38 protein-coding genes are annotated in these 26,455 nt (G+C 38.3%); 35 read left to right on the top strand and 3 right to left on the bottom strand.

All coding sequences use genetic code 11. The annotated features are described in order from the left end of the window. Positions 1–59: 59 nt before the first annotated feature. The 35 genes from tusC to nfuA all read left to right on the top strand — a co-directional run bounded on the left by tusC (position 60) and on the right by nfuA (position 21,424). Positions 60–419: a sulfurtransferase complex subunit TusC gene (gene tusC / locus GIY03_RS02755; protein WP_457913608.1), complete on the top strand. Its 360-nt coding sequence runs from the start codon at positions 60–62 to the stop codon at positions 417–419. 12 nt (positions 420–431) lie between these two features. After that, a complete protein-coding gene (gene tusB, locus GIY03_RS02750; RefSeq protein WP_457913607.1) occupies positions 432–719 on the top strand; it encodes a sulfurtransferase complex subunit TusB in 288 nt (95 codons plus the stop codon). A gap of 137 nt (positions 720–856) precedes the next feature. Next, positions 857–1,231 (top strand): 30S ribosomal protein S12, encoded by a 375-nt coding sequence (gene rpsL, locus GIY03_RS02745; RefSeq protein WP_457913606.1) that lies wholly within the window; start codon positions 857–859, stop codon positions 1,229–1,231. A gap of 88 nt (positions 1,232–1,319) precedes the next feature. Continuing rightward, a complete protein-coding gene (rpsG, locus tag GIY03_RS02740) occupies positions 1,320–1,790 on the top strand; it encodes a 30S ribosomal protein S7 (protein ID WP_457913605.1) in 471 nt (156 codons plus the stop codon). Positions 1,791–1,890: 100 nt separating this feature from the next. Then, a complete protein-coding gene (gene fusA / locus GIY03_RS02735) occupies positions 1,891–3,999 on the top strand; it encodes an elongation factor G (protein WP_457913604.1) in 2,109 nt (702 codons plus the stop codon). A gap of 71 nt (positions 4,000–4,070) precedes the next feature. Next, a complete protein-coding gene (tuf, locus tag GIY03_RS02730) occupies positions 4,071–5,255 on the top strand; it encodes an elongation factor Tu (protein WP_457913603.1) in 1,185 nt (394 codons plus the stop codon). Positions 5,256–5,622: 367 nt separating this feature from the next. After that, positions 5,623–5,934: a 30S ribosomal protein S10 gene (gene rpsJ, locus GIY03_RS02725; RefSeq protein WP_457913602.1), complete on the top strand. Its 312-nt coding sequence runs from the start codon at positions 5,623–5,625 to the stop codon at positions 5,932–5,934. A 33-nt stretch (positions 5,935–5,967) separates the two neighbouring features. Then, complete coding sequence (rplC, locus tag GIY03_RS02720; RefSeq protein WP_457913978.1) at positions 5,968–6,597, top strand: 50S ribosomal protein L3; 630 nt, start codon at positions 5,968–5,970, stop codon at positions 6,595–6,597. 10 nt (positions 6,598–6,607) lie between these two features. Beyond that, positions 6,608–7,213 (top strand): 50S ribosomal protein L4, encoded by a 606-nt coding sequence (gene rplD / locus GIY03_RS02715; protein ID WP_457913601.1) that lies wholly within the window; start codon positions 6,608–6,610, stop codon positions 7,211–7,213. Beyond that, positions 7,210–7,512, top strand: coding sequence for a 50S ribosomal protein L23 (rplW, locus tag GIY03_RS02710; protein ID WP_457913600.1), 303 nt, complete (start codon positions 7,210–7,212; stop codon positions 7,510–7,512). Before rplD ends, rplW begins: the two co-directional genes overlap by 4 nt. A gap of 18 nt (positions 7,513–7,530) precedes the next feature. After that, positions 7,531–8,355: a 50S ribosomal protein L2 gene (gene rplB, locus GIY03_RS02705; protein ID WP_457913599.1), complete on the top strand. Its 825-nt coding sequence runs from the start codon at positions 7,531–7,533 to the stop codon at positions 8,353–8,355. Between the two features lie 14 nt (positions 8,356–8,369). Then, on the top strand, positions 8,370–8,654 hold the full coding sequence (gene rpsS / locus GIY03_RS02700) for a 30S ribosomal protein S19 (protein ID WP_457913598.1): 285 nt from the start codon (positions 8,370–8,372) through the stop codon (positions 8,652–8,654). Positions 8,655–8,663: 9 nt separating this feature from the next. Beyond that, positions 8,664–8,996: a 50S ribosomal protein L22 gene (rplV, locus tag GIY03_RS02695; RefSeq protein WP_457913597.1), complete on the top strand. Its 333-nt coding sequence runs from the start codon at positions 8,664–8,666 to the stop codon at positions 8,994–8,996. A 16-nt stretch (positions 8,997–9,012) separates the two neighbouring features. Beyond that, the gene (rpsC, locus tag GIY03_RS02690; protein ID WP_457913596.1) at positions 9,013–9,711 is read left to right on the top strand and encodes a 30S ribosomal protein S3; all 699 of its coding nucleotides are present in this window, start codon (positions 9,013–9,015) and stop codon (positions 9,709–9,711) included. A 14-nt stretch (positions 9,712–9,725) separates the two neighbouring features. Continuing rightward, the gene (rplP, locus tag GIY03_RS02685; RefSeq protein ID WP_457913595.1) at positions 9,726–10,136 is read left to right on the top strand and encodes a 50S ribosomal protein L16; all 411 of its coding nucleotides are present in this window, start codon (positions 9,726–9,728) and stop codon (positions 10,134–10,136) included. Beyond that, positions 10,136–10,330, top strand: a complete 195-nt coding sequence (gene rpmC, locus GIY03_RS02680) for a 50S ribosomal protein L29 (protein WP_457913594.1) — start codon at positions 10,136–10,138, stop codon at positions 10,328–10,330. Before rplP ends, rpmC begins: the two co-directional genes overlap by 1 nt. After that, positions 10,327–10,581 (top strand): 30S ribosomal protein S17, encoded by a 255-nt coding sequence (gene rpsQ, locus GIY03_RS02675; protein ID WP_457913593.1) that lies wholly within the window; start codon positions 10,327–10,329, stop codon positions 10,579–10,581. Before rpmC ends, rpsQ begins: the two co-directional genes overlap by 4 nt. Positions 10,582–10,787: 206 nt before the next feature. Beyond that, positions 10,788–11,159: a 50S ribosomal protein L14 gene (rplN, locus tag GIY03_RS02670; RefSeq protein WP_457913592.1), complete on the top strand. Its 372-nt coding sequence runs from the start codon at positions 10,788–10,790 to the stop codon at positions 11,157–11,159. Between the two features lie 10 nt (positions 11,160–11,169). Beyond that, a complete protein-coding gene (gene rplX / locus GIY03_RS02665; RefSeq protein ID WP_457913591.1) occupies positions 11,170–11,484 on the top strand; it encodes a 50S ribosomal protein L24 in 315 nt (104 codons plus the stop codon). Positions 11,485–11,498: 14 nt separating this feature from the next. Further along, on the top strand, positions 11,499–12,038 hold the full coding sequence (gene rplE / locus GIY03_RS02660; RefSeq protein WP_457913590.1) for a 50S ribosomal protein L5: 540 nt from the start codon (positions 11,499–11,501) through the stop codon (positions 12,036–12,038). Between the two features lie 14 nt (positions 12,039–12,052). Next, on the top strand, positions 12,053–12,358 hold the full coding sequence (rpsN, locus tag GIY03_RS02655) for a 30S ribosomal protein S14 (protein WP_457913589.1): 306 nt from the start codon (positions 12,053–12,055) through the stop codon (positions 12,356–12,358). 30 nt (positions 12,359–12,388) lie between these two features. Next, positions 12,389–12,781: a 30S ribosomal protein S8 gene (gene rpsH, locus GIY03_RS02650; protein ID WP_457913588.1), complete on the top strand. Its 393-nt coding sequence runs from the start codon at positions 12,389–12,391 to the stop codon at positions 12,779–12,781. 17 nt (positions 12,782–12,798) lie between these two features. Continuing rightward, positions 12,799–13,332, top strand: coding sequence for a 50S ribosomal protein L6 (rplF, locus tag GIY03_RS02645; RefSeq protein ID WP_457913587.1), 534 nt, complete (start codon positions 12,799–12,801; stop codon positions 13,330–13,332). 9 nt (positions 13,333–13,341) lie between these two features. Beyond that, positions 13,342–13,695: a 50S ribosomal protein L18 gene (gene rplR, locus GIY03_RS02640; RefSeq protein WP_457913586.1), complete on the top strand. Its 354-nt coding sequence runs from the start codon at positions 13,342–13,344 to the stop codon at positions 13,693–13,695. Positions 13,696–13,722: 27 nt separating this feature from the next. Beyond that, entirely contained in the window at positions 13,723–14,223 is a 501-nt protein-coding gene (gene rpsE / locus GIY03_RS02635; protein WP_457913585.1) for a 30S ribosomal protein S5, read from the top strand. Between the two features lie 5 nt (positions 14,224–14,228). Further along, entirely contained in the window at positions 14,229–14,408 is a 180-nt protein-coding gene (gene rpmD / locus GIY03_RS02630) for a 50S ribosomal protein L30 (protein ID WP_457913584.1), read from the top strand. A gap of 3 nt (positions 14,409–14,411) precedes the next feature. Continuing rightward, entirely contained in the window at positions 14,412–14,855 is a 444-nt protein-coding gene (gene rplO, locus GIY03_RS02625; RefSeq protein WP_457913583.1) for a 50S ribosomal protein L15, read from the top strand. Further along, positions 14,855–16,186, top strand: a complete 1,332-nt coding sequence (secY, locus tag GIY03_RS02620) for a preprotein translocase subunit SecY (protein ID WP_457913582.1) — start codon at positions 14,855–14,857, stop codon at positions 16,184–16,186. Before rplO ends, secY begins: the two co-directional genes overlap by 1 nt. Positions 16,187–16,220: 34 nt before the next feature. Continuing rightward, positions 16,221–16,337, top strand: a complete 117-nt coding sequence (gene rpmJ, locus GIY03_RS02615) for a 50S ribosomal protein L36 (protein ID WP_457913581.1) — start codon at positions 16,221–16,223, stop codon at positions 16,335–16,337. Between the two features lie 143 nt (positions 16,338–16,480). Further along, positions 16,481–16,837 carry a 30S ribosomal protein S13 gene (gene rpsM, locus GIY03_RS02610; protein ID WP_457913580.1) on the top strand — a complete coding sequence of 119 codons (357 nt, stop codon included), beginning with the start codon at positions 16,481–16,483 and terminating at the stop codon, positions 16,835–16,837. 17 nt (positions 16,838–16,854) lie between these two features. Next, the gene (gene rpsK, locus GIY03_RS02605; protein ID WP_457913579.1) at positions 16,855–17,244 is read left to right on the top strand and encodes a 30S ribosomal protein S11; all 390 of its coding nucleotides are present in this window, start codon (positions 16,855–16,857) and stop codon (positions 17,242–17,244) included. 32 nt (positions 17,245–17,276) lie between these two features. Continuing rightward, positions 17,277–17,897: a 30S ribosomal protein S4 gene (rpsD, locus tag GIY03_RS02600; protein WP_457913578.1), complete on the top strand. Its 621-nt coding sequence runs from the start codon at positions 17,277–17,279 to the stop codon at positions 17,895–17,897. Positions 17,898–17,923: 26 nt separating this feature from the next. Beyond that, a complete protein-coding gene (locus GIY03_RS02595) occupies positions 17,924–18,913 on the top strand; it encodes a DNA-directed RNA polymerase subunit alpha (protein ID WP_457913577.1) in 990 nt (329 codons plus the stop codon). A gap of 43 nt (positions 18,914–18,956) precedes the next feature. Continuing rightward, entirely contained in the window at positions 18,957–19,346 is a 390-nt protein-coding gene (gene rplQ, locus GIY03_RS02590; RefSeq protein WP_457913576.1) for a 50S ribosomal protein L17, read from the top strand. Positions 19,347–20,848: 1,502 nt separating this feature from the next. Beyond that, positions 20,849–21,424: a Fe-S biogenesis protein NfuA gene (gene nfuA / locus GIY03_RS02585; RefSeq protein WP_457913575.1), complete on the top strand. Its 576-nt coding sequence runs from the start codon at positions 20,849–20,851 to the stop codon at positions 21,422–21,424. A gap of 2,952 nt (positions 21,425–24,376) precedes the next feature. On the opposite strand, the gene acpP is transcribed toward nfuA, so the two are convergent. From acpP to fabD, 3 genes are all read right to left on the bottom strand, one after another. Next, positions 24,377–24,616 (bottom strand): acyl carrier protein, encoded by a 240-nt coding sequence (gene acpP / locus GIY03_RS02580; protein ID WP_457913574.1) that lies wholly within the window; start codon positions 24,614–24,616, stop codon positions 24,377–24,379. A 148-nt stretch (positions 24,617–24,764) separates the two neighbouring features. Further along, positions 24,765–25,502: a 3-oxoacyl-ACP reductase FabG gene (fabG, locus tag GIY03_RS02575; protein WP_457913573.1), complete on the bottom strand. Its 738-nt coding sequence runs from the start codon at positions 25,500–25,502 to the stop codon at positions 24,765–24,767. 12 nt (positions 25,503–25,514) lie between these two features. Beyond that, positions 25,515–26,444, bottom strand: a complete 930-nt coding sequence (gene fabD / locus GIY03_RS02570) for an ACP S-malonyltransferase (RefSeq protein WP_457913572.1) — start codon at positions 26,442–26,444, stop codon at positions 25,515–25,517. Positions 26,445–26,455 lie beyond the last annotated feature (11 nt).

Here is a 26,455-nt window from a genome sequence, read left to right as displayed (position 1 = left end):
GGATGCGCTCTGACTGACATCGAAAATGCTTGGTTATATCTTATAGTATAAAAGTATATATGAAACGAGTTGCTTTTGTTTTTACTCATGGGCCACATGGTAATACTGGTGGTAGAGAAGGATTGGATGCTGTACTTGCTACTTCGGCGCTCAGTGAAGATCTAGGTGTTTTTTTTATTAGCGATGGCGTATTACAATTGCTCCCAGGACAGCAGCCAGAAAAAATTTTAGCGCGTAATTACATTACCACGTTTGGTTTATTATCGATATATAATGTGAATAAATGTTACTTATGTCTAGCTTCGCTAGAGGAGCGAGGATTAAGTCAGAGAATAGCGTGGGTTTTAGATGCTATAGCGCTCAAACCAGATGAATTGCATCGAAGACTCATCAGTTATGATACAGTGATAACTTTTTAATTAGACACGTTAATGCTACATACTCTTAGCCAATCTCCCGCTCAATGTGATTTATTCGCATTAATGCGTTTTATGGTAGAAGGTGACGATTTACTCTTGCTGCAGGACGGCGTTCTGTCTGGTTTGGAAGGTAACACGTATCTGCAATTATTATTAAGTACGCGCATATCTTTGCATGCGCTACAAGATGATCTTGAGGCTAGAGGATTAGTTACCTTTTTTTCTAAAGCAATTAATGTTATTAAGTATCATGACTTTCTTACACTCACTGAAAAACACCGTAACCAAATGGCGTGGTAATCACAGTGATTTTGTATATTTCTTGACACTTCTTGAAGTCGGAAATAGAATGCTTTGTCTTTGTACTTTGTTAACAATGCAAAAAAGATTTTATATACTTAAAAATCAAGTACGAAGAAAAACCAGGAGCTTTTTTAATGGCAACAATTAATCAGCTGGTTCGTAAACCACGCTCTGTTCAGGTTTCTAAAAGCAACGTTCCAGCGTTGGAAGCTTGCCCGCAAAAACGCGGTGTATGTACCCGTGTATATACGACGACCCCAAAAAAACCAAATTCTGCACTTCGTAAAGTATGTCGTGTACGTTTGACTAACGGTTTTGAAGTGACCGCTTATATCGGTGGTGAAGGTCACAACCTTCAGGAACATTCTGTGATCTTAATTCGTGGTGGTCGGGTGAAAGATCTGCCAGGTGTACGGTATCATACGGTGCGTGGTGCACTTGACTGCTCTGGCGTAAAAGAACGCCAGCAAGCACGTTCAAAGTATGGGGTGAAGAAGCCAAAAATTTAATATTTTTCACTAAGACTAAACGCTGTGATTTTTACAAAATAAATTCGCAAAGTTTTAGAATATCTTGAGTTAATAATGGAGTATTTCCATGGCACGTCGTCGTGTAATCGGCCAGCGTAAAATTCTGCCAGATCCTAAATTTGGATCTGAGCTATTGGCTAAATTTATCAATATATTAATGGTAGATGGTAAAAAATCAATTGCTGAAATGATTGTCTACACTGCTTTAGAAACTCTCTCTCAGCGTTTTGGTAACGATCACTTGGAAACTTTTGATATCGCCCTCAATAATGTTTGTCCGATAGTAGAGGTGAAGTCGCGTCGCGTTGGCGGTTCTACTTATCAGGTTCCCATTGAAGTTCGACCTGTGCGTCGTAATGCTCTAGCAATGCGTTGGATCGTAGATGCTGCTCGTAAACGCGCTGATAAATCGATGGCGCTACGATTAGCTAATGAACTATCTGATGCAGCAGAGCATAAAGGTTTTGCTATTAAGAAGCGCGAAGACGTTCACCGAGTAGCTGAAGCAAATAAAGCGTTCGCCCATTACCGCTGGTAAATTATTATATAATGGTTATGCTAACTATAATAAGCGATTACAGTGACTATCTACTTTGGTTTACTAAATTTAAAGTCTCATGCGATAATCGAGGGATTAAATGGCCCGCATAATACCTATTGAGCGATACCGTAATATCGGTATTAGCGCTCATATTGACGCCGGTAAAACCACTACTACAGAACGAATTCTATTCTATACAGGTGTAAACCATAAGATAGGTGAAGTCCATGATGGTGCGGCTACCATGGATTGGATGGAGCAAGAACAAGAGCGGGGTATTACTATTACTTCTGCAGCTACTACAGCTTTTTGGTCTGGTATGGCTAAACAGTTTGAGCCGCATCGCATAAATATCATCGACACTCCAGGGCATGTGGACTTTACCATTGAAGTAGAGCGTTCTATGCGTATCCTTGATGGCGTAGTAATGGTCTACTGCGCTGTCGGTGGCGTGCAACCACAGTCTGAAACAGTATGGCGTCAAGCGAATAAATATAAAGTTCCACGCATTGCATTTATTAACAAAATGGATCGTATAGGTGCTAACTTTTTTAAAGTTATTGAGCAAATAAAATCTCGACTCAGAGCTCATCCAGTGCCATTACAGCTTGCTATCGGTGCAGAAGAAAAATTTACTGGTGTTATTGATCTACTTAAAATGAAAGCTATTAATTGGAGTGATGTGGATCAAGGTGTAAACTTTACATATGAAGATATTCCGGCAGATATGTACGCGCTGGCCGAAGAATGGCGTCAGAATTTGATCGAATCTGCAGCTGAAGCTTCAGAAGAACTGTTGGAAAAATACTTGGGCGGTAAAGAACTGACTGAAAAAGAAATTAAGAAAGCGTTACGTTATCGCGTTTTAAAAAATGAAATCATTTTGACGACCTGTGGATCTGCATTTAAAAATAAAGGTGTACAGGCAATGCTGGATGCAATTATTGAATACTTGCCAGCACCAACGGATGTCTCAGCTATTAACGGCATTTTAGATGACAGTAAATACACACCAGCTGTTCGTTACTCTGACGACAACGAGCCATTTTCTGCCTTAGCATTTAAAATTGCTACCGATCCATTTGTAGGTAATCTAACGTTTTTTCGTGTGTACTCTGGTATCGTTAGCTCTGGTGATACTATATTAAATTCAGTAAAAAATATTCGTGAACGTCTTGGTCGTATTGTTCAGATGCATGCTAATAAACGTGAAGAAATTAAAGAAGTACGTGCAGGTGATATTGCTGCGGCGATCGGTCTGAAAGACGTCACTACCGGTGATACACTCTGTGATCCTAACAAAGTAATCATTTTGGAACGCATGGAATTTCCTGAGCCTGTTATTTCTGTAGCAGTAGAGCCAAAAACAAAAGCTGATCAAGAAAAAATGGGTTTTGCGTTAGGTCGTTTAGCAAAAGAAGATCCATCATTTCGCGTATGGACGGATGAAGAATCTGGTCAAACTATCATCTCAGGTATGGGTGAATTGCATTTAGATATCTTGGTCGATCGTATGCGTCGTGAATTTAATGTTGAAGCGAATGTCGGTAAGCCTCAAGTAGCTTATCGTGAAACGATTCGTGAAACTATTCGAGATGTTGAAGGTAAACACGTCAAGCAGTCTGGTGGTCGTGGTCAGTATGGGCACGTTGTCATTGACATGATGCCACTAGAACCAGGCGGTTTAGGTTACCAATTTATTAACGATATTGTAGGTGGTACGATTCCTAAGGAATTTATTCCGGCCATTGATAAAGGTATACAAGAACAGATGAAGTCTGGGCCTTTAGCGGGATACCCGGTTGTTGATATTCATATCCGCCTGCATTATGGTTCTTATCACGATGTTGATTCTTCTGAATTAGCCTTTAAATTAGCTGCTTCCCTTGCGTTTAAAAAAGGATTCAAAAACGCTAATCCTGTTCTCTTGGAGCCTATAATGAAAGTAGAAATTGAAACACCTGAAGATTACATGGGGGACGTAATTGGTGACTTGAATCGCCGTCGGGGTATAATTGAAGGTATGGATGATATTACTACCGGTAAAACCATTTGCGCTCAGGTTCCGCTATCTGAAATGTTTGGCTATGCAACTGACTTGCGTTCTCAGACCCAAGGTCGTGCTTCATACTCCATGGAATTCCTACAGTATTCAGTAGCGCCGAATAATGTTGCTATAGCTGTAATTGAGGCTCGGAGCAAATAAACTTTTAAGTGTAATACATTTATCTAGTGCTCTTTTCAAGGTAAAAGAGCGTGAGAGTAAGGAATATAGGCATGTCTAAAGAAAAATTTCAACGTTCTAAACCGCATATTAACGTTGGTACTATAGGCCACGTTGATCACGGTAAAACTACTTTAACTTCTGCGATCACAACTGTTTTAGCTAAAAGCTACGGTGGTTCCGCACGCGCTTTTGATCAGATCGATAACGCGCCGGAAGAAAAAGCGCGCGGTATCACGATCAACACTTCCCACGTAGAATATGATACCTTAGTGCGGCACTATGCACACGTTGACTGTCCAGGACACGCTGATTACGTGAAAAATATGATTACTGGTGCTGCGCAAATGGATGGTGCTATACTAGTAGTTGCGGCAACTGACGGACCAATGCCTCAAACGCGTGAACACATTTTGCTAGGTCGGCAAGTTGGTGTACCTTATATCGTTGTCTTTATGAACAAGTGCGATATGGTTGATGATGACGAACTGCTAGAGTTAGTAGAAATGGAAGTTCGTGAGCTGTTATCTGCTTATGATTTCCCAGGTGATACGCTGCCAGTAGTGCGAGGTTCTGCGCTGAAAGCACTAGAAGGTGATGCGTATTGGGAATCTAAAATCCTTGAACTGGCTAATCACCTAGATTCGTATATCCCAGAGCCAGCGCGTGCTATCGATAAGCCATTTTTACTGCCGATTGAAGATGTATTCTCTATTTCTGGTCGTGGTACAGTTGTTACTGGTCGTGTGGAGCGTGGCATCATTAAAGTTGGTGAGGAAGTGGAGATTATTGGTATCAAAGAAACAGTTAAATCGACCTGTACTGGCGTTGAAATGTTTCGAAAATTACTAGACGAAGGTCGTGCAGGTGAAAATATCGGCGTTCTACTTCGTGGTATCAAGCGTGAAGATATTGAGCGCGGTCAGCTTTTAGCTAAACCAGGTTCTATGAAGCCGCATACTAAGTTTAATGCAGAAGTTTATATCCTAAGTAAAGAAGAAGGTGGTCGACATACTCCGTTCTTTAAAGGTTATCGTCCACAATTTTACTTTCGTACCACTGACGTCACTGGTACTATTGAGCTACCAGAAGGTATCGAAATGGTTATGCCAGGTGATAACGTCACTATGGTTGTGACTCTTATTCACCCGATTGCGATGGATGATGGTTTACGTTTCGCTATTCGTGAAGGTGGTCGTACTGTTGGTGCAGGTATTGTTGCGAAAGTTATTGTTTAAATGACATGTAATTTTTTCTTATTTCAAATCGAGGGTGTTTTGCTGGTTACTTATTTTACTGATACAAGTGTTCACATTTTTTCGAGGATACTCGTTTTTTTGAAGAAGCTACAATGATCAGTAATTATATACATTGGGAGTATATTTCTATAAAAAACTTGCTTACTATCTTGCTGTCCGTTTAATTTTATAAACTTACTGAATTACTTAGGTCTGATTTTAGAAAATAAATCGATTAGCGGACAGTGTAGTTATTCAAATAATACTCCTGACACACGAGTTATATGATGACAATTACGCTGCCCTTTTAATTGAAAGGGGCGCTCGTAGTGTTTTTATACTTATAAATAATTGGAGCTCTGGTCTCATGAAGAACCAAAGGATCCGTATCCGTCTAAAAGCATTTGATCATCGTCTAATCGATCAATCAACTGCGGAAATCGTCGAGACTGCTAAGCGCACAGGTGCGCAAGTTCGTGGTCCAATCCCACTACCAACGCGTAAAGAGCGCTTTACTGTTCTAATTTCCCCGCACGTTAATAAAGACGCACGCGATCAGTATGAGATTCGCACCCATAAGCGTCTTGTTGACATTGTTGAGCCAACTGAGAAAACCGTCGATGCACTGATGCGTCTTGACTTAGCTGCTGGTGTAGATGTACAGATTAGCTTAGGTTAATCAATGTCAATGAGTGATGAAAGGGTTGAAATAATGATAGGTTTAGTTGGTAAAAAAGTGGGCATGATGCGGATTTTCACTGCAGATGGTGTAGCTATCCCAGTAACCGTAATTGAAATTGAAGCAAACCGTGTAACTCAGGTTAAAGATTATAACACTGACGGCTACCGAGCCATTCAGGTGTCGACAGGCATAAAAAGAGTTAATCGTATAACAAAACCAGAAGCAGGTCATTTTGCTAAATCTGGTGTTGAAGCCGGTCGAGGTCTATGGGAATTCCGCATTGAAAAAGCGCAAGAGGTTGCCGTAGGTGACGAAATTAGTTTGACAATCTTTAATAATGTTAAAAAAGTTGATGTTACTGGTGTGTCTAAAGGTAAAGGTTTTTCCGGTACTGTAAAACGCTGGAATTTTCATACTCAAGATGCTACTCATGGTAACTCTTTGTCTCATCGCGCTCCAGGTTCTATTGGTCAGAACCAAACCCCAGGTAGGGTGTTTAAAGGGAAAAAAATGGCTGGTCACCTAGGGAACGAGCGTGTAACTGTTCAAAGTCTGGATGTAGTGCGTATTGATGTTAATCGCCATCTGCTTTTAGTTAAAGGTGCTGTACCAGGTGTTACTGGGGGTAATTTAATCGTTCAACCAGCTGTGAAAGCATAAGGAAATAGCAATGGAATTAGTATTAAAAGACTTGAAAAACACACTGACTGTTTCTGATGCTATCTTTTCTCGTGACTTCAATGCATCGCTAGTACACCAGGTTGTTGTTGCATATGCAGCAGATGCTCGTCAAGGTACTCGTGCTCAGAAGACCCGTGCTGAAGTGAGTGGCTCTGGAAAAAAGCCGTGGCGTCAAAAAGGTACTGGCCGTGCGCGTTCAGGTTCAATAAGAAGCCCGATTTGGCGTGGTGGGGGAATAACTTTTGCTGCTAAGCCACAGGACCATAGTCAAAAAGTAAACAAAAAAATGTATCGTAACGCGTTAAAAAGTATTCTGTCAGAATTGGTGCGTCAGAACCGTTTGTTGGTTGTTGAAAAATTTTTCTTAACAGCACCTAAAACTAAATGTCTGATACAAAAATTAAAAGAGATGGTGCTAGAAGACGTATTAATCATAACTCGTGAGCTAGAAAAGAATCTTTTTTTAGCTTCTCGTAACTTATATAAGGTAGATGTCCGTGCTGTAACAGGTATCGATCCAGTCAGTCTCATTGTTTTCGATAAAGTAGTTATAACAGCCGAGGCTATCAAGAAGGTTGAGGAAATGTTGGCATGATTTGTGAAGAACGTCTACTAAAAATCTTACGTGCACCACATGTCTCTGAAAAAGCATCTATGGTAATGGAAAAAACTAATACTATCGTTATGAAGGTGCTTACTGATACGACAAAATCAGAAATAAAAACCGCAATAAACAAGTTGTTTGAGGTGGAAGTTTCAAGCGTGCGTACTTTAATAGTTAAAGGGAAAATAAAACGTCATGCTCAGCGTATTGGTCGTTGTAGTGACTGGAAAAAAGCTTATATCACTTTGAAACCAGGTGAAAGCTTAGACTTTATCAGCGGCACAGAGTAAATCGGAGGCGTTAAAACAATGGCAATTATTAAATGTAAACCTACATCTCCGGGGCGTCGCCATGTTGTTAAAGTAGTTTATCCTCAGTTGCATCGAGATAAGCCTTATGCGCCTTTACTTGAGCAGCAGAGCAAAAGCGGCGGTCGTAATAATAACGGTTGTATTACTACTCGTCATATTGGTGGTGGTCATAAGCAACATTATCGTTTGGTTGATTTCCAAAGAAATAAAGACCGGATTCCTGCTGTTGTTGAACGTTTGGAATACGACCCTAATCGTTCTGCGAATATCGCGCTAGTTTTGTATAAAGATGGTGAACGTCGCTACATCTTGGCACCAAAAGGTTTGAAAGCTGGTGACCAGATTCAATCGGGCATTAACGCTGTGATTAAAGAAGGCAATGCTTTACCCATGCGCAATATTCCAGTGGGTTCTACGGTGCATAACGTAGAAATCAAACCAGGAAAAGGCGGACAGTTAGCGCGTTCTGCCGGGTCGCATATTCAGATTATTGCCCGTGATAACTCCTATGTAACTCTGCGTTTGCGTTCTGGTGAAGTACGTAAAGTTCTGGTAGATTGCCGAGCGACCTTAGGTGAAGTAGGGAATGCTGAACATATGCTACGTGTGCTAGGTAAAGCAGGAGCTTCACGTTGGCGTGGTGTACGCCCGACTGTTCGGGGTACAGCAATGAATCCAGTTGATCATCCGCACGGCGGTGGTGAAGGTCGTAATTTTGGTAAGCATCCGGTAACTCCATGGGGCGTGCAAACTAAAGGTAAAAAAACCCGTAGAAATAAGCGTACTGAGAAGTTTATTATACGTCGCCGTAGTAAAAAATAACTAGAGGAGTAGCTATGCCACGTTCTCTCAAAAAAGGGCCTTTTATAGATTTATGCTTGCTAAAAAAAGTACAGAAGGCAGTAGAAATTGGAGACAAGAAGCCGTTGCGCACTTGGTCTCGTCGTTCAACTATTTTTCCTAATATGATTGGTTTGACTATCGCTGTTCATAATGGACGTCAGCATATACCAGTGTTTGTTTCTGATGAAATGGTTGGTCATAAATTAGGTGAATTTGCGCCAACACGTACTTATCGCGGTCATACAGCTGATAAAAAAACTAAAAAATCGCTTAGGTAGGATGAAGAGATGGAAACTATCGCTAAACATCGCTATGCTCATTCTTCAGCACAGAAAGTTCGACTTGTTGCAAATCTTATTCGTAGTAAGAAAGTATCGCATGCTTTAGAAACACTGGTCTACACTAATAAAAAAGCTGCTGGTTTGGTGCAGAAGGTACTGGAGTCTGCTATTGCTAATGCAGAACATAACGACGCTGCTGATATTGATGACTTAAAAGTAAAGAGAATTTTTGTTGACGAAGGTCCACGCGTAAAGCGTATTATGCCACGTGCAAAAGGTCGTGCAGATCGCATCCTAAAGCGCACCAGTCACATTACTGTGGTTGTGTCTGATCGCTGATTGTTGGAGACTAATAATGGGTCAAAAAGTACATCCGAATGGTATTCGCCTTGGTATCATCAAGACTTGGAATTCTACTTGGTATGCAAATACAAAAGAATTCGCTGATAATCTAGACAGCGATTTTAAAGTCCGTCAGTTCCTATCTAAAGAATTAGCGAAGGCTTTTGTATCACGTATCGTAATCGAACGTCCTGCGAAGAGCATCCGTGTAACTGTTCACACGGCCCGTCCAGGCATAGTCATTGGAAAGAAAGGTGAAGATGTTGAAAAACTACGTAAGGTCGTTACAGATATCGCTGGCGTGCCAGCGCAAATTAATATTAATGAAGTGCGTAAACCAGAGCTTGATGCTAAATTAGTAGCTGATAGTATGACTGCTCAGTTAGAGCGTCGTGTTATGTTTCGTCGTACCATGAAGCGCGCTGTACAAAATGCCATGCGTTTTGGCGCTCAAGGCATTAAAGTGGAGGTGAGTGGTCGCCTTGGCGGTACTGAGATTGCACGTACCGAATGGTATCGCGAGGGTCGTGTTCCATTGCATACTTTGCGTGCAAATATTGATTTTAATAAATCTGAAGCGCATACTACGTATGGTGTAATCGGTGTTAAAGTATGGATTTTTAAGGGTGAGATTCTAGGCGGTATGGCTGCACTTGAAAAATCGGCAGCTGCTGCTAAACCTAAAAAACAGCAGCGTAAAGACCGTAAGTAAGGAGAGAATCGCCAATGTTACAACCAAAGCGTACAAAATTTCGCAAAATGCAAAAAGGTCGGAATCGTGGTCTGGCGCGTGGCACGAATGTTACCTATGGTACTTTTGGTATGAAAGCTATTGATCGTGGTTATCTGACTGCGCGGCAAATCGAGGCAGCTCGACGCGCCATGACACGTGCAATTAAACGTCAAGGAAAAATTTGGATCCGTGTATTTCCAGACAAACCGATTACTAAGAAGCCGTTAGAAGTTCGTATGGGGAAAGGTAAAGGTAATGTAGAATATTGGGTTTCTCGGGTCCAGCCTGGAAAAATCCTCTATGAAATAAACGGTGTTCCAGAAAATCTTGCGCGCCAGGTATTTAAGTTGGCAACAGCAAAATTGCCGTTTAAAACTATTTTTGTAACTAAGACGGTGATGTAATGAAAGTACAAGAGTTACGCGACAACAATGTTGAAGCATTAAATACTGAACTACTGAACTTATTGCGTGAGAAATTGAATTTACGTATTCAGATGGCAAGCGGTCAGTTAAAAAAAACTCACTTATTAAAACAAGTATGTCGTAACATTGCGCGCGTTAAAATGTTATTGCCTAAAAGTCGGGTGTGTAAATGACTAATATTATTCGTAGTCTACAAGGACATGTTATTAGTAATAAAATGGAAAAATCTATAGTTGTTGCTATTGCGCGCATAGTGAAACACCCAATCTATGGGAAGTTTATAAAACGCACAACTAAACTTCATGTGCATGATGAACAAAATGAATGTGCTGTTGGCGATTTAGTAGAAATTCGTGAATGTCGTCCAATTTCGAGAACTAAGTCTTGGATATTAGTGCGCGTTGTAAAAAAAGAGAATCTATAATGTAGAAAAGAGTATTTATAATAAAGAGTATCTATAATAGAGTGCTCACTTTCATTGAATAAATAGATTATCTACCAAATTACGTACTTTTTTACCTATGCACTAGGAGTAGTGTTACACTATTGTGTACTAAGTGTGCGTTTTAACGACCTAATATCTTTTAGGTTATGTAGATAATAGTGGTAGACGTTAGCGGAGCAGTAAAAATGATCCAAGAGCAGACTATGTTGAACATTGCTGATAACTCTGGTGCACGTTGTGTGATGTGTATCAAGGTTCTAGGTGGTTCGCACCGTCGTTATGCAGGTGTCGGCGACATTATAAAAGTTACTATTAAGGAAGCAATCCCTCGCGGTAAGGTCAAAAAAGGTGATGTCCTAAAAGCAGTAGTAGTGCGTACGAAGAAAGGTATACGTCGTCCAGACGGTTCTGTTATTCGTTTCGACGGTAATGCATGCGTTATATTAAACAATAACAGTGAGCAGCCTATTGGTACACGTATTTTTGGTCCAGTCACTCGTGAATTACGTAATGAAAAGTTTATGAAAATCATCTCTCTGGCACCAGAAGTACTCTAAGGAGTAAAGTATGGCAGCAAAGATCCGTCGTGCAGATGAAGTTATTGTAATTACTGGCAAAGAAAAAGGTAAACGTGGTAAAGTAAAACATGTTTTTTCTGTTGGAAAAATTATTATTGAGGGCATCAATCTGGTTAAGAAACATCAAAAGCCAGTTCCAGCTCTCAACAAACCAGGCGGTATTTTTGAAAAAGAATCGAAAATTGACGTGTCAAATATCGCTCTTTTTAATGCAGCTATTAACAAGGCTGATCGTGTAGGTTTTAGATTTGAAGATGGAAAAAAAGTGCGTTTCTTTAAGTCTAATAGCAAAACTATTAAGTAATTTGGAGTAATACGATGGCGAAACTGCATGATTACTATAAAGATAAAGTAGTCAAACAACTGATGTCTCAATTTGATTATAATTCTGTCATGCAAGTTCCTCGAATCGAGAAGATCACCCTAAACATGGGTGTGGGTGAAGCAATCGCTGATAAAAAACTGCTAGATAACGCAGTAGCCGATTTGACGGCAATCTCTGGTCAAAAGCCGCTCATCACTAAAGCTCGAAAATCTATTTCAGGATTTAAAATCCGGCAGGGTTATCCAATTGGTTGCAAAGTAACTCTACGTGGTGAACATATGTGGGAGTTTTTTGAGCGCCTAATTATAATTGCTGTTCCACGTATCCGTGACTTTCGTGGTCTATCTGTGAAGTCATTTGATGGTCGTGGTAACTATAGCATGGGTGTGCGTGAGCAAATTATTTTCCCAGAAATTAAGTATGATACAGTCGATCGTGTGCGTGGTTTAGATATTACCATCATTACTACTGCGATACATAATGATGAAGGCCATGCGCTGTTAGCTGCTTTTAACTTCCCGTTCCGCAAGTAAGACAGGGTTGATTTATGGCTAAGCAATCAATTAAAGCACGTGAAATTAGACGTGTAAAATTAGCTAAAAAGTTCTTTGCAAAGCGCGCTGAATTGAAAGCTATGATTTCTAATATGAACGTATCTGACGCAGATCGTTGGAATGCAGTTCTAAAATTGCAAACTCTACTACGCGATTCTAGTCCATCTCGTCAGCGTAAACGCTGCCGTCAAACTGGTCGCCCACATGGTTATGTGGGCAAATTCGGGTTGAGTCGTATCAAGTTGCGTGAAGCTGCTATGCGTGGTGAAGTGCCGGGTTTAAGAAAAGCTAGTTGGTAACTATTAAGTGAATGACGGGAGTAAAGATAGATGAGCACGCAAGATCCGATTGCAGATATGCTAACCCGTATTCGGAACGGTCAAGCCGCAAATAAAATTTCGGTTATTATGCCTTCCTCAAAGCTGAAGGTAGCGATTGCTATCGTGCTAAAGGAAACGGGTTTTATTAAAGATTTAAAAATCGAAGGTGGCACGAAGCCTGTTTTAGAGCTATTACTAAAGTATTTTCAAAAAAGCGCAGTAGTAGAAAATATTCAGCGTGTCAGTTGTCCAAGTTTACGTATCTATAAGAAAAAAGATGCATTGCCAAAAGTGATGGCTGGTTTAGGTGTTGCTATTGTATCGACTTCTCACGGAGTAATGACTGATCGTAAAGCTCGTCAAGCTGGTCTTGGTGGTGAAATTATTTGCTATGTAGCTTAATAAATCGGGAGAAAATAATGTCTCGTGTTGCAAAATTGCCCGTAGCTATTCCTGTCGGTGTTGTAGTGACACTTAACAATCAGCTTATTTCAGTGAAAGGTAAGAACGGCGAGCTAACGCGTACTATCCATAGTGCAGTTGCTGTTATACAAAAATCGAGTATGCTATATTTTTCCCCGCATGAAAGTTTTGAAAAAGCTTGGGCTCAGGCGGGCACTGCCCGTGCACTGATAAGTGCTATGGTTACTGGTGTGACTGAAGGCTTTAATAAGAGGCTTCAACTAGTAGGTGTAGGTTATCGTGCTTCTGTTAAGGACAATGTGGTGACTTTATTACTTGGTTATTCGCACCCAATTAAGTATCAGCTTCCAGCAGGCATTACTGCTGAATGCTTTAATCAAACTGAAATCTTGCTAACAGGCGCTGATAAGCAGGTTATTAGTCAGACTGCCGCAGATCTGCGTGCTTACCGTCGTCCTGACCCTTACAAAGGGAAGGGTGTTCGTTACGCCGATGAATTCGTGCGTACTAAAGAGGCTAAGAAAAAGTAAGGTAATACTATGAACAAGAAGTCTGCTCGTATGCGGCGAGCTACCCGTGTTCGCTGTAAGATTAAAGAACTTCGTGCAACGCGTTTGGTAGTGCACCGCACTCCTCGCCACATATACGCACAGGTAATTTCTTCAAATGGTTCCGAAGTTCTTGTAGCTGCTTCTACTTTAGAAAAAAAAATTACTGAGCAAGTAAAGTCTTCTGGTAACAAAGATGCAGCAGCAGTTGTAGGTACAGTTGTAGCTGAACGAGCGATAAATCAAGGGATTATGAAAGTCTCGTTTGATCGTTCTGGTTTTCAGTATCATGGTCGAGTCCAGGCGCTAGCAGATGCTGCCCGTGAAGCTGGCCTTCAGTTCTAAGTAAGAGGTTTAAGGAAGAGGTTTAAAGTGGCTTACATCGACAAACAAGCTGGTGAACTACAGGAAAAGTTGATTTCAGTAAATCGCGTTTCAAAAACTGTAAAAGGTGGTCGAATTTTCAGCTTTACTGCATTGACCGTTGTTGGTAACAATAATGGGCGTGTTGGTTTTGGGTATGGTAAAGCGCGTGAAGTTCCATCTGCAATTCAAAAAGCGATGGAAATAGCTCGTCGAAACATAATAAATGTTGCTTTAAATAAAGATACACTGCAGCATCCCGTTAAAGGCGTTCATACAGGTTCTTGTGTATTTATGAAGCCAGCTTCCGAAGGTACTGGAATTATCGCTGGTGGTGCTATGCGTGCCGTGCTCGAGGTCGTCGGAGTGCGTAATGTATTAGCTAAAACCTATGGTTCCACCAATCCAATCAACGTTGTGCGTGCAACTATTAGTGCTCTAGGAAATATGAAATCCCCGGAAATGATTGCTGCAAAGCGTGGTAAATTTGTTATAGATATTCTGGGATAATTACTATGACTCATACTATCAAAGTTACACAAATTCGTGGTGCTATTGGCCGTCTTCCAAAGCATAAAGCTACACTGCGCGGCCTTGGTTTGCGTCGTATTGGTCATACTGTAGAGCGTCAAGATACTCCCGCTTTACGTGGCATGATTAATCGTGTTTCTTATATGATTAAAATTGAGGAGTAACAGATGCATTTAAATACTCTGTCTCCGGCATCAGGTGCTAAGCATGCATCGAAGCGTATAGGTCGTGGTATTGGTTCTGGGTTAGGTAAAACCGGTGGTCGTGGTCACAAAGGCCAAAAATCTCGTTCTGGTAGTGGTGTACATCGTGGTTTTGAAGGGGGTCAGACGCCTTTATACCGTCGTTTGCCAAAATTCGGTTTTACTTCACGCAAAGCCATGATCACAGCGGAAGTACGTCTATCTGAACTGGCTATGATAAAAGATACTATAATTGATATTAATACACTAAAAATCGCCAATGTTATTGGTGTCCAGATAGAGTTTGTAAAAATTATACTATCTGGTAAAATTTCTCGTCCGGTTACCCTCCGAGGTTTGCGTGTTACTGAAGGTGCTCGTATTGCTATCAAAGCTGCTGGCGGTAAAATTGAGGAATCAGTTAACTGATGGTTAAGCAATTAGGATTAGAGTTTCAAAACGCCAAAAATGGTCTGAGTGAGTTAAAGCGAAGATGTTTTTTTGTTATTGGCGCATTGATTGTCTTCCGTGTCGGCTCTTTTATTCCAATTCCAGGCATTAATGTGACTATACTTGCTAAGTTGCTTGAGCAGCAGAGAGGTACTATTATTGAAATGTTTAACATGTTCTCTGGTGGTGCTCTTAGTCGCGCTTCTATCTTTGCATTGGGTATTATGCCGTATATTTCTGCATCAATTATTATCCAGCTATTAACAGTCGTTTATCCAACGTTAGCGGAAATTAAAAAAGAAGGAGAAGCTGGTCGTCGCAAACTTAGCCAGTATACCCGTTACGGCACATTAATATTAGCAATATTCCAATCGATCGGAATCTCTACTGGGTTACCGAATATGCCTGGTATGCAAGGTCTAGTTGTAAATTTAGGATTTGCATTTTACTTTACTGCAGTTGTGAGTCTGGTGACTGGAACAATGTTCCTAATGTGGCTTGGTGAGCAAATTACTGAGCATGGTATCGGCAATGGCATCTCGATTATTATTTTTGCGGGTATTTTAGCGGGACTGCCACCAGCAGTGGCTAATACTCTTGAGCAAGCCAGACAAGGCAATATGCATTTCTTTGTGTTGCTTTTAGTTGTAGCATTAGTTTTTGCAGTTACTCTTTTTGTTGTTTTTATGGAGCGTGGTCAACGTCATATTGTTGTGAATTATGCAAAACGACAACAAGGTCGTCGTATTTATGCTGCGCAGAGTACACACTTACCATTAAAGATAAATATGGCAGGTGTTATTCCGGCGATTTTTGCTTCCAGTATTATTTTATTCCCAGCCACTATCGTGTCTTGGTTTGGGGGTGGTACTGGTTGGAATTGGTTGACAAAAATCTCGCTGTATTTGCAGCCTGGACAACCGCTTTATGTATTGCTGTATGCAACGGCAATTATTTTTTTCTGTTTCTTCTACACAGCATTAGTTTTTAATCCGCGCGAGACAGCAGATAATTTAAAGAAGTCGGGTGCTTTTCTACCTGGTATGCGACCAGGAGAGCAAACAATGAAATATATTGATAAAGTAATGACGCGCTTAACGCTTGTGGGTGCTATATATATTACTTTTATTTGTTTAGTCCCGGAGTTTATGCGTGATGCAATGCAAGTACCATTCTATTTTGGTGGCACATCATTGCTTATTGTAGTGGTTGTAATCATGGATCTTATTACTCAAGTACAAACTCTAATGATGTCAAGTCAGTATGAGTCTACATTAAAAAAAGCAAATCTAAAAGGTTATAAAAACTAACTAAATTTGTTTAAAAGTTACGGAAAATAAAAAAATGAAAGTTCGTGCTTCCGTTAAGAGATTATGTCGTAGTTGTAAAGTTGTTAAACGTAATGGTGTGATTCGTGTGATTTGCAGAGATGAGCCAAAGCACAAGCAGCGTCAAGGCTAATTATATAATATATTTTTCTTGCAAAATCAGGTTGAGCTCGCTAGAGTGAGCGTATAATTCTTTATGTGTTGCAGCAATACTGCTTGTGCACCTTAAAATAGGTTGTTAGAGTAACGTTGCTGTATAGATAATAGGAGTGCATAGTGGCTCGTATAGCAGGAATTAATGTTCCTGATCATAAACATACCGTAATCGCATTAACGTCGATTTTCGGGATTGGAAAAACTCGTTCACAGTCTCTCTGTGCTTCCATGGATATTGCTGAAAACATTAAGATCAGCGAGTTGTCTGATGAGAAAATTGCACAACTGCGTGAAGCAGTTGTGCAATTTGCGATTGAAGGGGATTTGCGTCGCAAAGTTACCTTAAGTATTAAGCGTTTGATAGATCTCGGTACGTATCGTGGTTTGCGCCATCGTCGTGGTCTGCCAGTTCGCGGTCAACGTACTAAGACCAATGCACGGACCCGTAAAGGTCCGCGTAAACCGATTAAGAAGTAATCCGGGGTGATTGAATAATGGCAAAAGCACCTGTTCGCACATGTAAGCGTGTAAAAAAACTAGTCTCTGATGGCGTAGCGCATGTTCATGCTTCTTTTAATAACACAATAGTAACTATTACTGATCGTCAAGGTAACACGTTAAGTTGGGCAACTTCCGGTGGTTCCGGTTTCCGTGGTTCTCGTAAATCTACTCCATTTGCAGCACAAGTTGCTGCAGAACGCTGTGCTAATGCAGTCAAAGAATATGGTATTAAAAACTTAGAAGTTATGGTTAAAGGACCTGGTCCTGGTCGTGAATCTACTATTCGTGCTCTGAATGCGGCCGGTTTTCATATTACTAATATTACCGATGTAACTCCGATTCCTCATAATGGCTGTCGTCCGCCGAAGAAACGCCGCGTATAGCCACGTAGCTTTTCGGTTTGTTGGAGAAAGAAATGGCAAGATATTTGACCCCTAAGCTCAAGCTTAGTCGGCGAGAGGGTACAGATCTTTTCCTAAAGTCTGGCGTTCGAGCAATTGATTCAAAATGCAAAATTGATCGATTACCTGGTCAACACGGCGTACGTAAACCTCGTCTCTCTGACTATGGTATACAGTTACGTGAGAAGCAGAAAGTGCGTCGTATATATGGTGTTCTAGAGCGTCAATTTCGTAATTACTATAAAGAAGCAGCGCGCCTAAAAGGTAATACTGGTGCAAATTTATTACAATTATTAGAGAGTCGTCTAGATAATGTTGTGTATCGTATGGGCTTCGGCGCGACGCGTGCAGAATCTCGCCAATTAGTTAGTCATAAAGCTATCCTGGTAAACAAAAATACTGTAAATATTGCTTCTTATCAAGTATCTCCGAATGATGTGGTCAGCATCCGAGAGAAAGCTAAAAAACAATCTCGCGTTAAAGCTTCTTTAGAGTTAGCTGGGCAGCGTGAAAAACCGCCTTGGGTAGCAGTTGATGTGTTTAAAATGGAAGGTGTATTTACGCGCGTTCCAGAAAGCACTGATCTGTCTGCGGACATTAATGAACACTTAATCGTGGAGCTTTACTCTAAGTAACGCGCAAGTTTTAAAGAGAGTATACAATGCAAAGTTCTATAATAGAGTTCCTAAAACCTCGCCTTGTGAATATTGAGCAAATTAGTTCAACACATGCTAAGGTAACCTTAGAGCCTTTAGAGCGTGGCTTTGGTCATACTCTTGGTAACGCACTTCGCCGTATTCTGTTATCATCTATGCCGGGGTTTGCGGTGACTGAAGTTGCGATTGATGGTGTAGTACATGAGTATAGCACGAAAGAAGGAGTACAAGAAGATATTCTAGAAATCCTACTGAACCTCAAGGGGTTGGCGGCAAGAGTTAAAGGAAAAAATGAAGTTATCCTTATCCTGAAAAAATCCGGTATTGGTCCTGTCACTGCTTCTGATATTACTTATAATAGTGATGTTGAAATCGTTAAACCTCAACATATTATTTGCCATTTAACAGATAAAAATGCTGTGATCAGTATGCGCATTAAGATTCAGCGTGGCTGTGGTTATGTGCCTGCTTCTGCTCGCATGAATACGGAAGAAAATGAGCATCAAATCGGTCGTTTATTAGTTGATGCTTGTTTTAGCCCCGTAGAGCGTATTGCTTACAATGTTGAAGCAGCGCGGGTAGAACAGCGTACTGACTTGGATAAGTTAATTATCGAAATGGAAACAAATGGTACTATTGAACCTGAAGAGGCAATCCGTTGTGCAGCTACTATTTTAGCTGAACAGCTTGAAGCTTTTATTGATCTGCGGGATGTACATCAACCAGAAGTAAAAGAAGTGAAACCAGAATTTGATCCAATTTTGCTGCGCTCTGTTGATGACCTAGAATTAACTGTTCGTTCTGCTAACTGTCTTAAGGCGGAAGCTATTTACTACATTGGTGCTTTGGTTCAGCGTACTGAAGTTGAGTTATTAAAAACGCCTAATTTAGGTAAAAAATCTCTTACTGAGATTAAAGACGTACTCGCTGCACGAGGCTTATCTTTAGGGATGCGATTGGAAAATTGGCCACCGCCAAGCGTCGTGAACGAGTAACTAGACCATAGGTTAAGTTTTACTAAAAGGAAAGGATAAGGTAATGCGCCATCGTAAGAGTGGTCGTAAATTAAACCGCAATAGTAGCCATCGAAAGGCTATGTTCCGTAACATGGTCGCTTCTGTGATTCATTATGAAATTATCAGGACAACTTTGCCAAAAGCAAAAGAGTTGCGTCGCATTGTGGAGCGTATAATTACTCTTTCTAAGTATGATAATGTTGCTAATCGTCGTTTAGTATTTTCCCGTATTCGCAATAATAAGATTGTAGCAAAACTTTTCAATGAGCTAAGTCAGCGTTTCGAGAAACGCGCAGGAGGCTATACTCGTATTATGAAGTGTGGTTTTCGTGCAGGTGATAACGCACCGATGGCATATATCGAACTAGTTGACCGCGTTAAATCTTCAAAAGAAGTTGTAGCTACAGGATAATTTTATAAACGCATAAAAACAAGATGAGTTTTGTTTTTATGCTAAATTTTTACTGATCTTTAATCTATTTTTCCATACAACCACGATAATACAGGGCAACTTCTATCTGATCAAGTGTATACATAGTATACCACGTCAATCTATATAGTATGAATTCTCGGTTATATAAATGCGATTTAATAGTTTAGTAGTATATTAATATGGTGATTTTAGAACTTTACCTTTAATATAGCTTCAACAGCTTGTTCTTATTATGGTTTAGTATTAACAGTTCTTTAAGAATTATTCTGTTCATCTATTCTCTCATTGAATCATTCATCGCTTTGTATTGTCTTTTACATAATGATACAAGATCGAATGTTCGTATTTTCAGTCAGCATAACTTTCAGATGAACCATAGAATATTATGCTAAAAACTTGTGCGTGACGATTTGTAGTTGTGTAAAGCGTTTGCATAGTTTGCATTTAATCCGATAAAATTTATATTACTTAGCATATAGGTTGATACGTTAGCACATTTTTTTATTATTATGACTAGGTAAACTCAATAATTGTTTATTAAGATCAAAAAATATTTAATGTTAAACGTAGTGTGGTTATATAATCGTGATCTAATAAAAAAGTAGATAGAAATAGCTATGTGTGCATGGATGCTATGTATTGTTGCTTTTTGTGCTAATTGTTTTACTTATGACTAATCTTATTTCATAGATAAGTGATAAGGAATATGACATCAGTAGTGCTACTGAAGATAGTACATCAGTTTTACATGATCGTGTTGAATCAGAATCTTAGTATCTGGCTTGTAAATTTATTTACACTTTCATAATCGCCACTACAACAAAGCTTTATCGAAGTTATGTCGTCAGATATTATGTTGTAAGTGTATTAACTTTTGCAGTCATATAGTACGTTAGACATTAAAGCTATAATAGCTTTTTAGTCTTTTATTATACCCTCTATTACGTAGCATAGTATGCTATGATGTATAGAGTTAGATGAATTTTTTTAAAGCTAAATGTTAAGGTTAATAATGTATTTTGCAGTTTACACTAAACGTTTTGATCGAAAATTTTTACATATCAATATTTATCATTTGTATAGTTTTGAATAAAATTCACATGAATCTAAGGTTTGCTTAGAGTTTTAAAGGTATGTTACATAGTCCATCTATTAATTCTGAGTTTATCTATAGGGGGCGAAGGTAAAGAGTCATACCTCAGTTAGGTAGTAAACGTTTTTTATTACGTTGGTATAGTTTTCCGTAGATATTACGGTCTGCGCAATTTTATTTATCATAAATACCATAGATCAATGCATTATTCTATTAATGCTTTGACCACTATGGGAAACGCTAGAATAGTAAAAATGATGGTCATATTTTATTAAAAGGATAAGTCAATACAAACAGGATATGTTTTCTACACGTTGTATTTCTATAGCATCGGATGTAGTGTAATTATACTACAGTAACTTTTAAAGTTAACTATTGAGTTAATGTTATGATTCGCATAACAGATGTTGCACAAGAGCATTTTTCTAAATTGCTTGAAAAACAAGATAAATATACACAAATACGTGTATTTATAATGAACCCAGGTACACCAACGGCGGAATGTGGCGTCTCTTACTGTCCACTCCATACAGTAGAAGCAACAGACACGGAACTGAAGTTTGAAAAACTATCTATTTTTATTGATGAACACAGTAAACCATATTTAGAGGATTCTGAAATTGATTTCATCGCTGATCAACTAGGTTCACAGTTAACGTTAAAAGCACCACACGCCAAAATATGCAAAATAGATGACACTGCGCCGTTAATAGAACGTGTTAAATACTTACTGCAATCGCAGATTAATCCGAATTTAGCTAACCATGGCGGTCGAGTTACTTTAATGGAAATTACTAATGATAACCAAGCAATCTTAGAGTTTAGTGGTGGCTGTAACGGCTGCTCTATGATTAACATTACACTAAAGGATAAGATAGAAAAAGAACTATTACTAAATTTCCCAGAGCTGAAAAGTGTATGCGATTTGACTGAGCATCGTCGAGGCAAGCACTCTTACTACTAATGTTACTCTTCTTCAACTGATACGCTTGTTAGTAACATGCATATATAAATAGTTGTGGGACTAATGAAACCTTCAATAGTGTTCATAGCAGTATCTTCATGACTACTTATTGTAGGTAATAATTAATATACACTGTAATCAATTGTACTAGCAACAGGATCGAAGTAACTTAATACAAAAATATTGATCCAAATGGTTTTTCTGGTAACTATACTTATTCTTATAAAAGTATTAATATTTAAAGATCCTATGTTGCTGAAAATAATCAAGAATGCTGTCTCATTTTAGCCGCATCCATAATTCACTATGTTAATTAAAGCGCTAAATATGTCATCAGGGGGTAATTTATAACGTTAAAAGTTATTAATTCATCGTAGATAAGGAAATAGCACTGGAAGAATTTTGCTTAAAAGATATTGCGTTAAGAAACGCGCTCAAATAAATAGAACGCTGCTAGCGTATGAAATATTTTAGGAAAATCTTAATTGGCATATATTAACTATTATTAAGATGATTAATTAATGCGGTAGTATTAACCGTTGTATTTAGGAACAACTTAATTGTTGTACTATAATAATTTTAGGTATAGAAATTTCTTATTTCTATATAAACAACGTGTAACAGACGATAAATATTCCTAGAATTCTATAAAATGATATAAGGGCGACAAACAGTAAGTTATTCTATTATTAAAGGTTTACATGAAAAAATAGATATAAAAATATAGTAACGGGTCAATGGAAAAAATTGCATAGTGGAAATAGAGGAGAGTATTCACCATATAGAAAATTATGAATCTGTTAATTTTTTTAATATAACGTATACAATATTCTGTATATACAATGTTTTTAATAATGTCGTTAATTTATTATAATTAGAATTATATGTTCGATAAGGTAAGACGTATGTAACATTTTAATGGAACAATGTATCATTATTGCAAAACTGATATCAAATTATATTTTAGAAACAAATATAGCAATTCACTATTTACTTTTCCAAATTTATTCATGAATTGATTAGACAACGAAAAAAATAATAAATGAGCAGCAAAGAAGACATTGTTACTTGAATTTTTTGTTTTATTCCACAAGGGGTGTATCACTACTGCTACAGTATATTTTTGTTTTGGTAAAAACCTGTTGCTGAGCATGCATGATGACTTTTAACAGTAAAGAATTTAGCGTTAATTGCATTACATCTATAGTAATTATATAAAAAATTTTAATAAAGATGGTAGTAATATATAATTTTATGAAGTGTTTTTTAAATATCCGCGTTAGCTAGATCTAACATTCAACGTCAAAGGTAAGTAAAAACGGTTAATATACATCGTGTTTTAGTATATAAGATATGTAAAATATACACGAGTAATACTTACACTAGACTGAGTACTAGATTTGTCGCTGAAGTTATAGTAGTAATGCGTACGAATAGTGATTCATTAACGCTATTAACTTGCAGGATAGATACGTTATATGCGAAAAATCTTAAAATGCTCTTTTTTTAATATTGATATTAATGGTGACAATTAAGTGTTGTCTACCAACTATTAGACAGAGAAAATTAGCAATATAGTTTATTTATAAATCATACAGGTTTTATCTTTATAAAAGAATAAATACAGCGAAATCATGACGAATAAAATAAGTGATTAATATTAAAATCAAAAAAACGGATAAATGAAACACAGGATATATTACGCGAAATGAGGAAAAGCACTATAATTAACATAGTATTCTTAGTTTTTGAAAATACATTAATATGAATACCGTGTCACTTAGTTTGTAGGATACGGTTTATCAGATAGTGTACATTAGGCAGTTATGTTAGATAAAGTTAGAGTCAGCAAGGTTTTTTCGAAGAAGCGTAAAGAAACTAAGTTGTCAATAATATGAACAAGGATCGTATAAAAAATATTTTAAATAAAAAATTTAGGCGGTTCGTGTGCTATAAGATAAGTTGTTGCTAGCATAAATACAGTGATTATTATTAATTACCTTAACCAGTGTGTATTGATAACTACAAAATTCCTTTTATAAGGAAGTACAATCAATAATATAGAAGGTATATTTTAAATACTGAAATATATTTCAATACCTTGTAGTATATATACTAAGAATAAAACTATTATTTTATATCTCTATGTATTCTGCAGTGAATTCAATGTGTACTTTTAAAAAAAAGTATATCAGTGCTATCATGAAGCAAAACTTCTTATAATACGTATCTTCAATAAAGATGACGCTATCTTACGGGTGTTGATGGTGTGCAGATACATGTATTCATATTAATAGCCACGCATATTTAATAAAATATTGTTTTTCTTGACTGATGATAAGTACATTTGTACTGTGATAAAAAGTAATGCAGATGTAACAATAAGCAGATTCTAAACCGTTAAGGATAAGTAGTCGCGACAGCAATATACAGGGCTACATAAATATTCTTTTTTATTATGCACGTTTTAGGATATACGCGATTATAAATAATAAAATAGACCAATTTCATTATCTTCAATTCGTTAATTAATTTAAATTTTTCTATAAAACTCAAATAATTTATTTCAAAATCAATAGCAACTATGGAACGGAGATGTAATTTAGCTGGTCTTCAGAGGCTTATTCTTTATAGTTTTATATATTATCAAACGCATCATACATGGATATAAATAGTTCTCTTATGTACATTTATAAGAGTAAATACTCCTCATTTCATAATTTATTCCACTGGAAATTTTATATAACCAATTTTATTAAGATCGTTGATTACCGCGATATTAAGTGAATCGATAAAAAGAATATTGTATATTAGATGTGTTTTTAAAGAACAATACACATGTTTATTTTTTGAGATACTAAATGCTAGATAGGTTCTCCCTCTCAGGAGGGAGAGATTAATTTTAAAATAGATGAACCCAGGTGATACAAGGACCACCACCTAGCGCGGTGTCTACTGCTGGCTAGTGTTATTGATAAAATCAATAGCCGCTTGCACAGTAGTAATCTTTTCAGCTTCTTCATCTGGAATTTCAGTATTAAATTCTTCTTCCAATGCCATTACCAACTCGACGGTGTCAAGAGAATCAGCGCCTAGATCTTCAACGAAAGAAACGTTATTTAATACTTCCTCTTGTTTAACACCTAACTGTTCAACAATGATCTTCTTAACGCGTTCCTCGATAGTGCTCATGTTCTTACATTTCCTGTCAAAACTCGCTTTCGCGATGGTTTTTGTAGTGTATAAAATGTTGAGAAATATGCAACTTAATCTCGGCTGATTAACCTACGATTTATATTATTTTCGATTTTACCTTAGATAATGTAAATATTTTATATTTTTATATCATGTACATACCACCATTTACATGTAGTGTTTCACCAGTAATATAACTGGCCTCATCAGAGGCAAAGAATAGAACAGCGCTAGCAATTTCTTGTGCGTGACCTAATCGATTAGCTGGAATGGATGATAAAATGCTAGCTCGTTGATCGCATGTCAACGCTCGTGTTATGTCGGTTTCAATAAAGCCAGGTGCTATAACATTAACGGTGATACCACGTGATGCAACTTCGCGAGCCAAAGATTTACTAAAACCAATTAAACCCGCTTTTGCTGCCGAATAATTTGTCTGTCCTGCATTTCCCATACTACCAACAACAGAACCTATACTGATAATACGGCCAAACCGTTTTTTTATCATATCGCGTATTACTAATTTTGATAGACGGAATATTGCAGTTAGATTTGTATGTAAAATTTCCTGCCAAGCATCATCTTTCATGCGTATTAATAAATTATCACGTGTAATACCTGCATTATTTACTAAAATATCTATTTCACCAAATTCAGAATTAATCGCGTTTACAACACTGTCGATAGATTGTGTGTTAACCACATTTAAGATGAATCCTTTTCCGTGCCCCCCTTTAAGAGAATCATTAATGATCTGAGTACCGCTTTTGCTAGTTGCAGTACCAATTATTTTTGCATTATATGCTAAAAATGCTTCTATGATAGCTCGACCAATACCACGGCTTGCACCAGTGACTAAAACAACTTTACCGTCAAAATTCATTATATGCCTCTTTTATTGTTTAAGCGCTACTAAAAGACTAGCAGGATCATTTACAGATATTGCTGTTAGAATTTTAATAATATGCTTAGTCAAGCCGCTTAAAACTTTGCCCGGACCGATTTCTAGCAATAACGTAACTCCTTGTGATGCAATAAATTCAATGCTTTCACTCCAGCGAACTGGACTATAAAGTTGACGTACTAGAGCATTGCGGATCGCATCGGGACTATTCTCAATGCGTACATCAACATTATTTACAACCGGTACTTGTGGACTGTTAAAAGAAACTTCATGTAGCGCATCTGCCATCTTATTAGCCACTGGTATCATGAGAGAACAGTGTGACGGTACGCTGACTGACAGTGGTACCGCACGTTTTGCGCCCGCCGTCTTACAAATGGCAACTGCACGCTCAACTGCTGCTGTGTGTCCAGCGATAACTAACTGAACTGGAGAGTTAAAATTAACCGGGGAAACTATTTGTCCTTGAGCTGCCATTTTGCACGCTTGAATGATTTTTGCAGCGCATAGTCCTATAATAGCATAGGCACTACCAGTACCTACTGGTACTGCTTCTTGCATCAATTTTCCACGTAGCCCTACTAAATAGATTGCTGCGTTAAAGTCTAGGACACCAGCGCACACTAGTGCTGAGTATTCACCTAGACTGTGGCCAGCCATTAAAAGTGGGGCTTTACCGCCCTCATCTTGCCAGATTCGGAAGATTGCTACTGAGGCAGATAATAATGCTGGTTGTGTATGCCAGGTTTGATTGAGTTTTTCAATTGGGCCTTGTTGCACTAAGCGCCATAAGTCATATCTGAGAATGGCCGAAGCTTCACTAAAGATTGTTTTAACAATCGGAAATCGTATCGCTAACTCTGATAACATGCCAAGGCTCTGTGAGCCTTGGCCCGGAAAAACAAAAGCACACTGTGTCATTTTATTTTTTT

Source organism: Candidatus Gillettellia adelgis (assembly GCA_020541285.1).
GTDB classification, from domain to species: domain Bacteria; phylum Pseudomonadota; class Gammaproteobacteria; order Enterobacterales; family Enterobacteriaceae; genus Gillettellia; species Gillettellia adelgis.
This window is presented reverse-complemented; position numbering and strand designations above follow the sequence as displayed.

Coding starts and splice junctions, on each gene's coding strand:
- tusC (WP_457913608.1), top strand. CDS start 60: ATGAAACGAGTTGCTTTTGTTTTTACTCATGGGCCACATGGTAATACT.
- tusB (WP_457913607.1), top strand. CDS start 432: ATGCTACATACTCTTAGCCAATCTCCCGCTCAATGTGATTTATTCGCA.
- rpsL (WP_457913606.1), top strand. CDS start 857: ATGGCAACAATTAATCAGCTGGTTCGTAAACCACGCTCTGTTCAGGTT.
- rpsG (WP_457913605.1), top strand. CDS start 1,320: ATGGCACGTCGTCGTGTAATCGGCCAGCGTAAAATTCTGCCAGATCCT.
- fusA (WP_457913604.1), top strand. CDS start 1,891: ATGGCCCGCATAATACCTATTGAGCGATACCGTAATATCGGTATTAGC.
- tuf (WP_457913603.1), top strand. CDS start 4,071: ATGTCTAAAGAAAAATTTCAACGTTCTAAACCGCATATTAACGTTGGT.
- rpsJ (WP_457913602.1), top strand. CDS start 5,623: ATGAAGAACCAAAGGATCCGTATCCGTCTAAAAGCATTTGATCATCGT.
- rplC (WP_457913978.1), top strand. CDS start 5,968: ATGATAGGTTTAGTTGGTAAAAAAGTGGGCATGATGCGGATTTTCACT.
- rplD (WP_457913601.1), top strand. CDS start 6,608: ATGGAATTAGTATTAAAAGACTTGAAAAACACACTGACTGTTTCTGAT.
- rplW (WP_457913600.1), top strand. CDS start 7,210: ATGATTTGTGAAGAACGTCTACTAAAAATCTTACGTGCACCACATGTC.
- rplB (WP_457913599.1), top strand. CDS start 7,531: ATGGCAATTATTAAATGTAAACCTACATCTCCGGGGCGTCGCCATGTT.
- rpsS (WP_457913598.1), top strand. CDS start 8,370: ATGCCACGTTCTCTCAAAAAAGGGCCTTTTATAGATTTATGCTTGCTA.
- rplV (WP_457913597.1), top strand. CDS start 8,664: ATGGAAACTATCGCTAAACATCGCTATGCTCATTCTTCAGCACAGAAA.
- rpsC (WP_457913596.1), top strand. CDS start 9,013: ATGGGTCAAAAAGTACATCCGAATGGTATTCGCCTTGGTATCATCAAG.
- rplP (WP_457913595.1), top strand. CDS start 9,726: ATGTTACAACCAAAGCGTACAAAATTTCGCAAAATGCAAAAAGGTCGG.
- rpmC (WP_457913594.1), top strand. CDS start 10,136: ATGAAAGTACAAGAGTTACGCGACAACAATGTTGAAGCATTAAATACT.
- rpsQ (WP_457913593.1), top strand. CDS start 10,327: ATGACTAATATTATTCGTAGTCTACAAGGACATGTTATTAGTAATAAA.
- rplN (WP_457913592.1), top strand. CDS start 10,788: ATGATCCAAGAGCAGACTATGTTGAACATTGCTGATAACTCTGGTGCA.
- rplX (WP_457913591.1), top strand. CDS start 11,170: ATGGCAGCAAAGATCCGTCGTGCAGATGAAGTTATTGTAATTACTGGC.
- rplE (WP_457913590.1), top strand. CDS start 11,499: ATGGCGAAACTGCATGATTACTATAAAGATAAAGTAGTCAAACAACTG.
- rpsN (WP_457913589.1), top strand. CDS start 12,053: ATGGCTAAGCAATCAATTAAAGCACGTGAAATTAGACGTGTAAAATTA.
- rpsH (WP_457913588.1), top strand. CDS start 12,389: ATGAGCACGCAAGATCCGATTGCAGATATGCTAACCCGTATTCGGAAC.
- rplF (WP_457913587.1), top strand. CDS start 12,799: ATGTCTCGTGTTGCAAAATTGCCCGTAGCTATTCCTGTCGGTGTTGTA.
- rplR (WP_457913586.1), top strand. CDS start 13,342: ATGAACAAGAAGTCTGCTCGTATGCGGCGAGCTACCCGTGTTCGCTGT.
- rpmD (WP_457913584.1), top strand. CDS start 14,229: ATGACTCATACTATCAAAGTTACACAAATTCGTGGTGCTATTGGCCGT.
- rplO (WP_457913583.1), top strand. CDS start 14,412: ATGCATTTAAATACTCTGTCTCCGGCATCAGGTGCTAAGCATGCATCG.
- secY (WP_457913582.1), top strand. CDS start 14,855: ATGGTTAAGCAATTAGGATTAGAGTTTCAAAACGCCAAAAATGGTCTG.
- rpmJ (WP_457913581.1), top strand. CDS start 16,221: ATGAAAGTTCGTGCTTCCGTTAAGAGATTATGTCGTAGTTGTAAAGTT.
- rpsK (WP_457913579.1), top strand. CDS start 16,855: ATGGCAAAAGCACCTGTTCGCACATGTAAGCGTGTAAAAAAACTAGTC.
- rpsD (WP_457913578.1), top strand. CDS start 17,277: ATGGCAAGATATTTGACCCCTAAGCTCAAGCTTAGTCGGCGAGAGGGT.
- GIY03_RS02595 (WP_457913577.1), top strand. CDS start 17,924: ATGCAAAGTTCTATAATAGAGTTCCTAAAACCTCGCCTTGTGAATATT.
- rplQ (WP_457913576.1), top strand. CDS start 18,957: ATGCGCCATCGTAAGAGTGGTCGTAAATTAAACCGCAATAGTAGCCAT.
- nfuA (WP_457913575.1), top strand. CDS start 20,849: ATGATTCGCATAACAGATGTTGCACAAGAGCATTTTTCTAAATTGCTT.
- acpP (WP_457913574.1), bottom strand. CDS start 24,616: ATGAGCACTATCGAGGAACGCGTTAAGAAGATCATTGTTGAACAGTTA.
- fabG (WP_457913573.1), bottom strand. CDS start 25,502: ATGAATTTTGACGGTAAAGTTGTTTTAGTCACTGGTGCAAGCCGTGGT.
- fabD (WP_457913572.1), bottom strand. CDS start 26,444: ATGACACAGTGTGCTTTTGTTTTTCCGGGCCAAGGCTCACAGAGCCTT.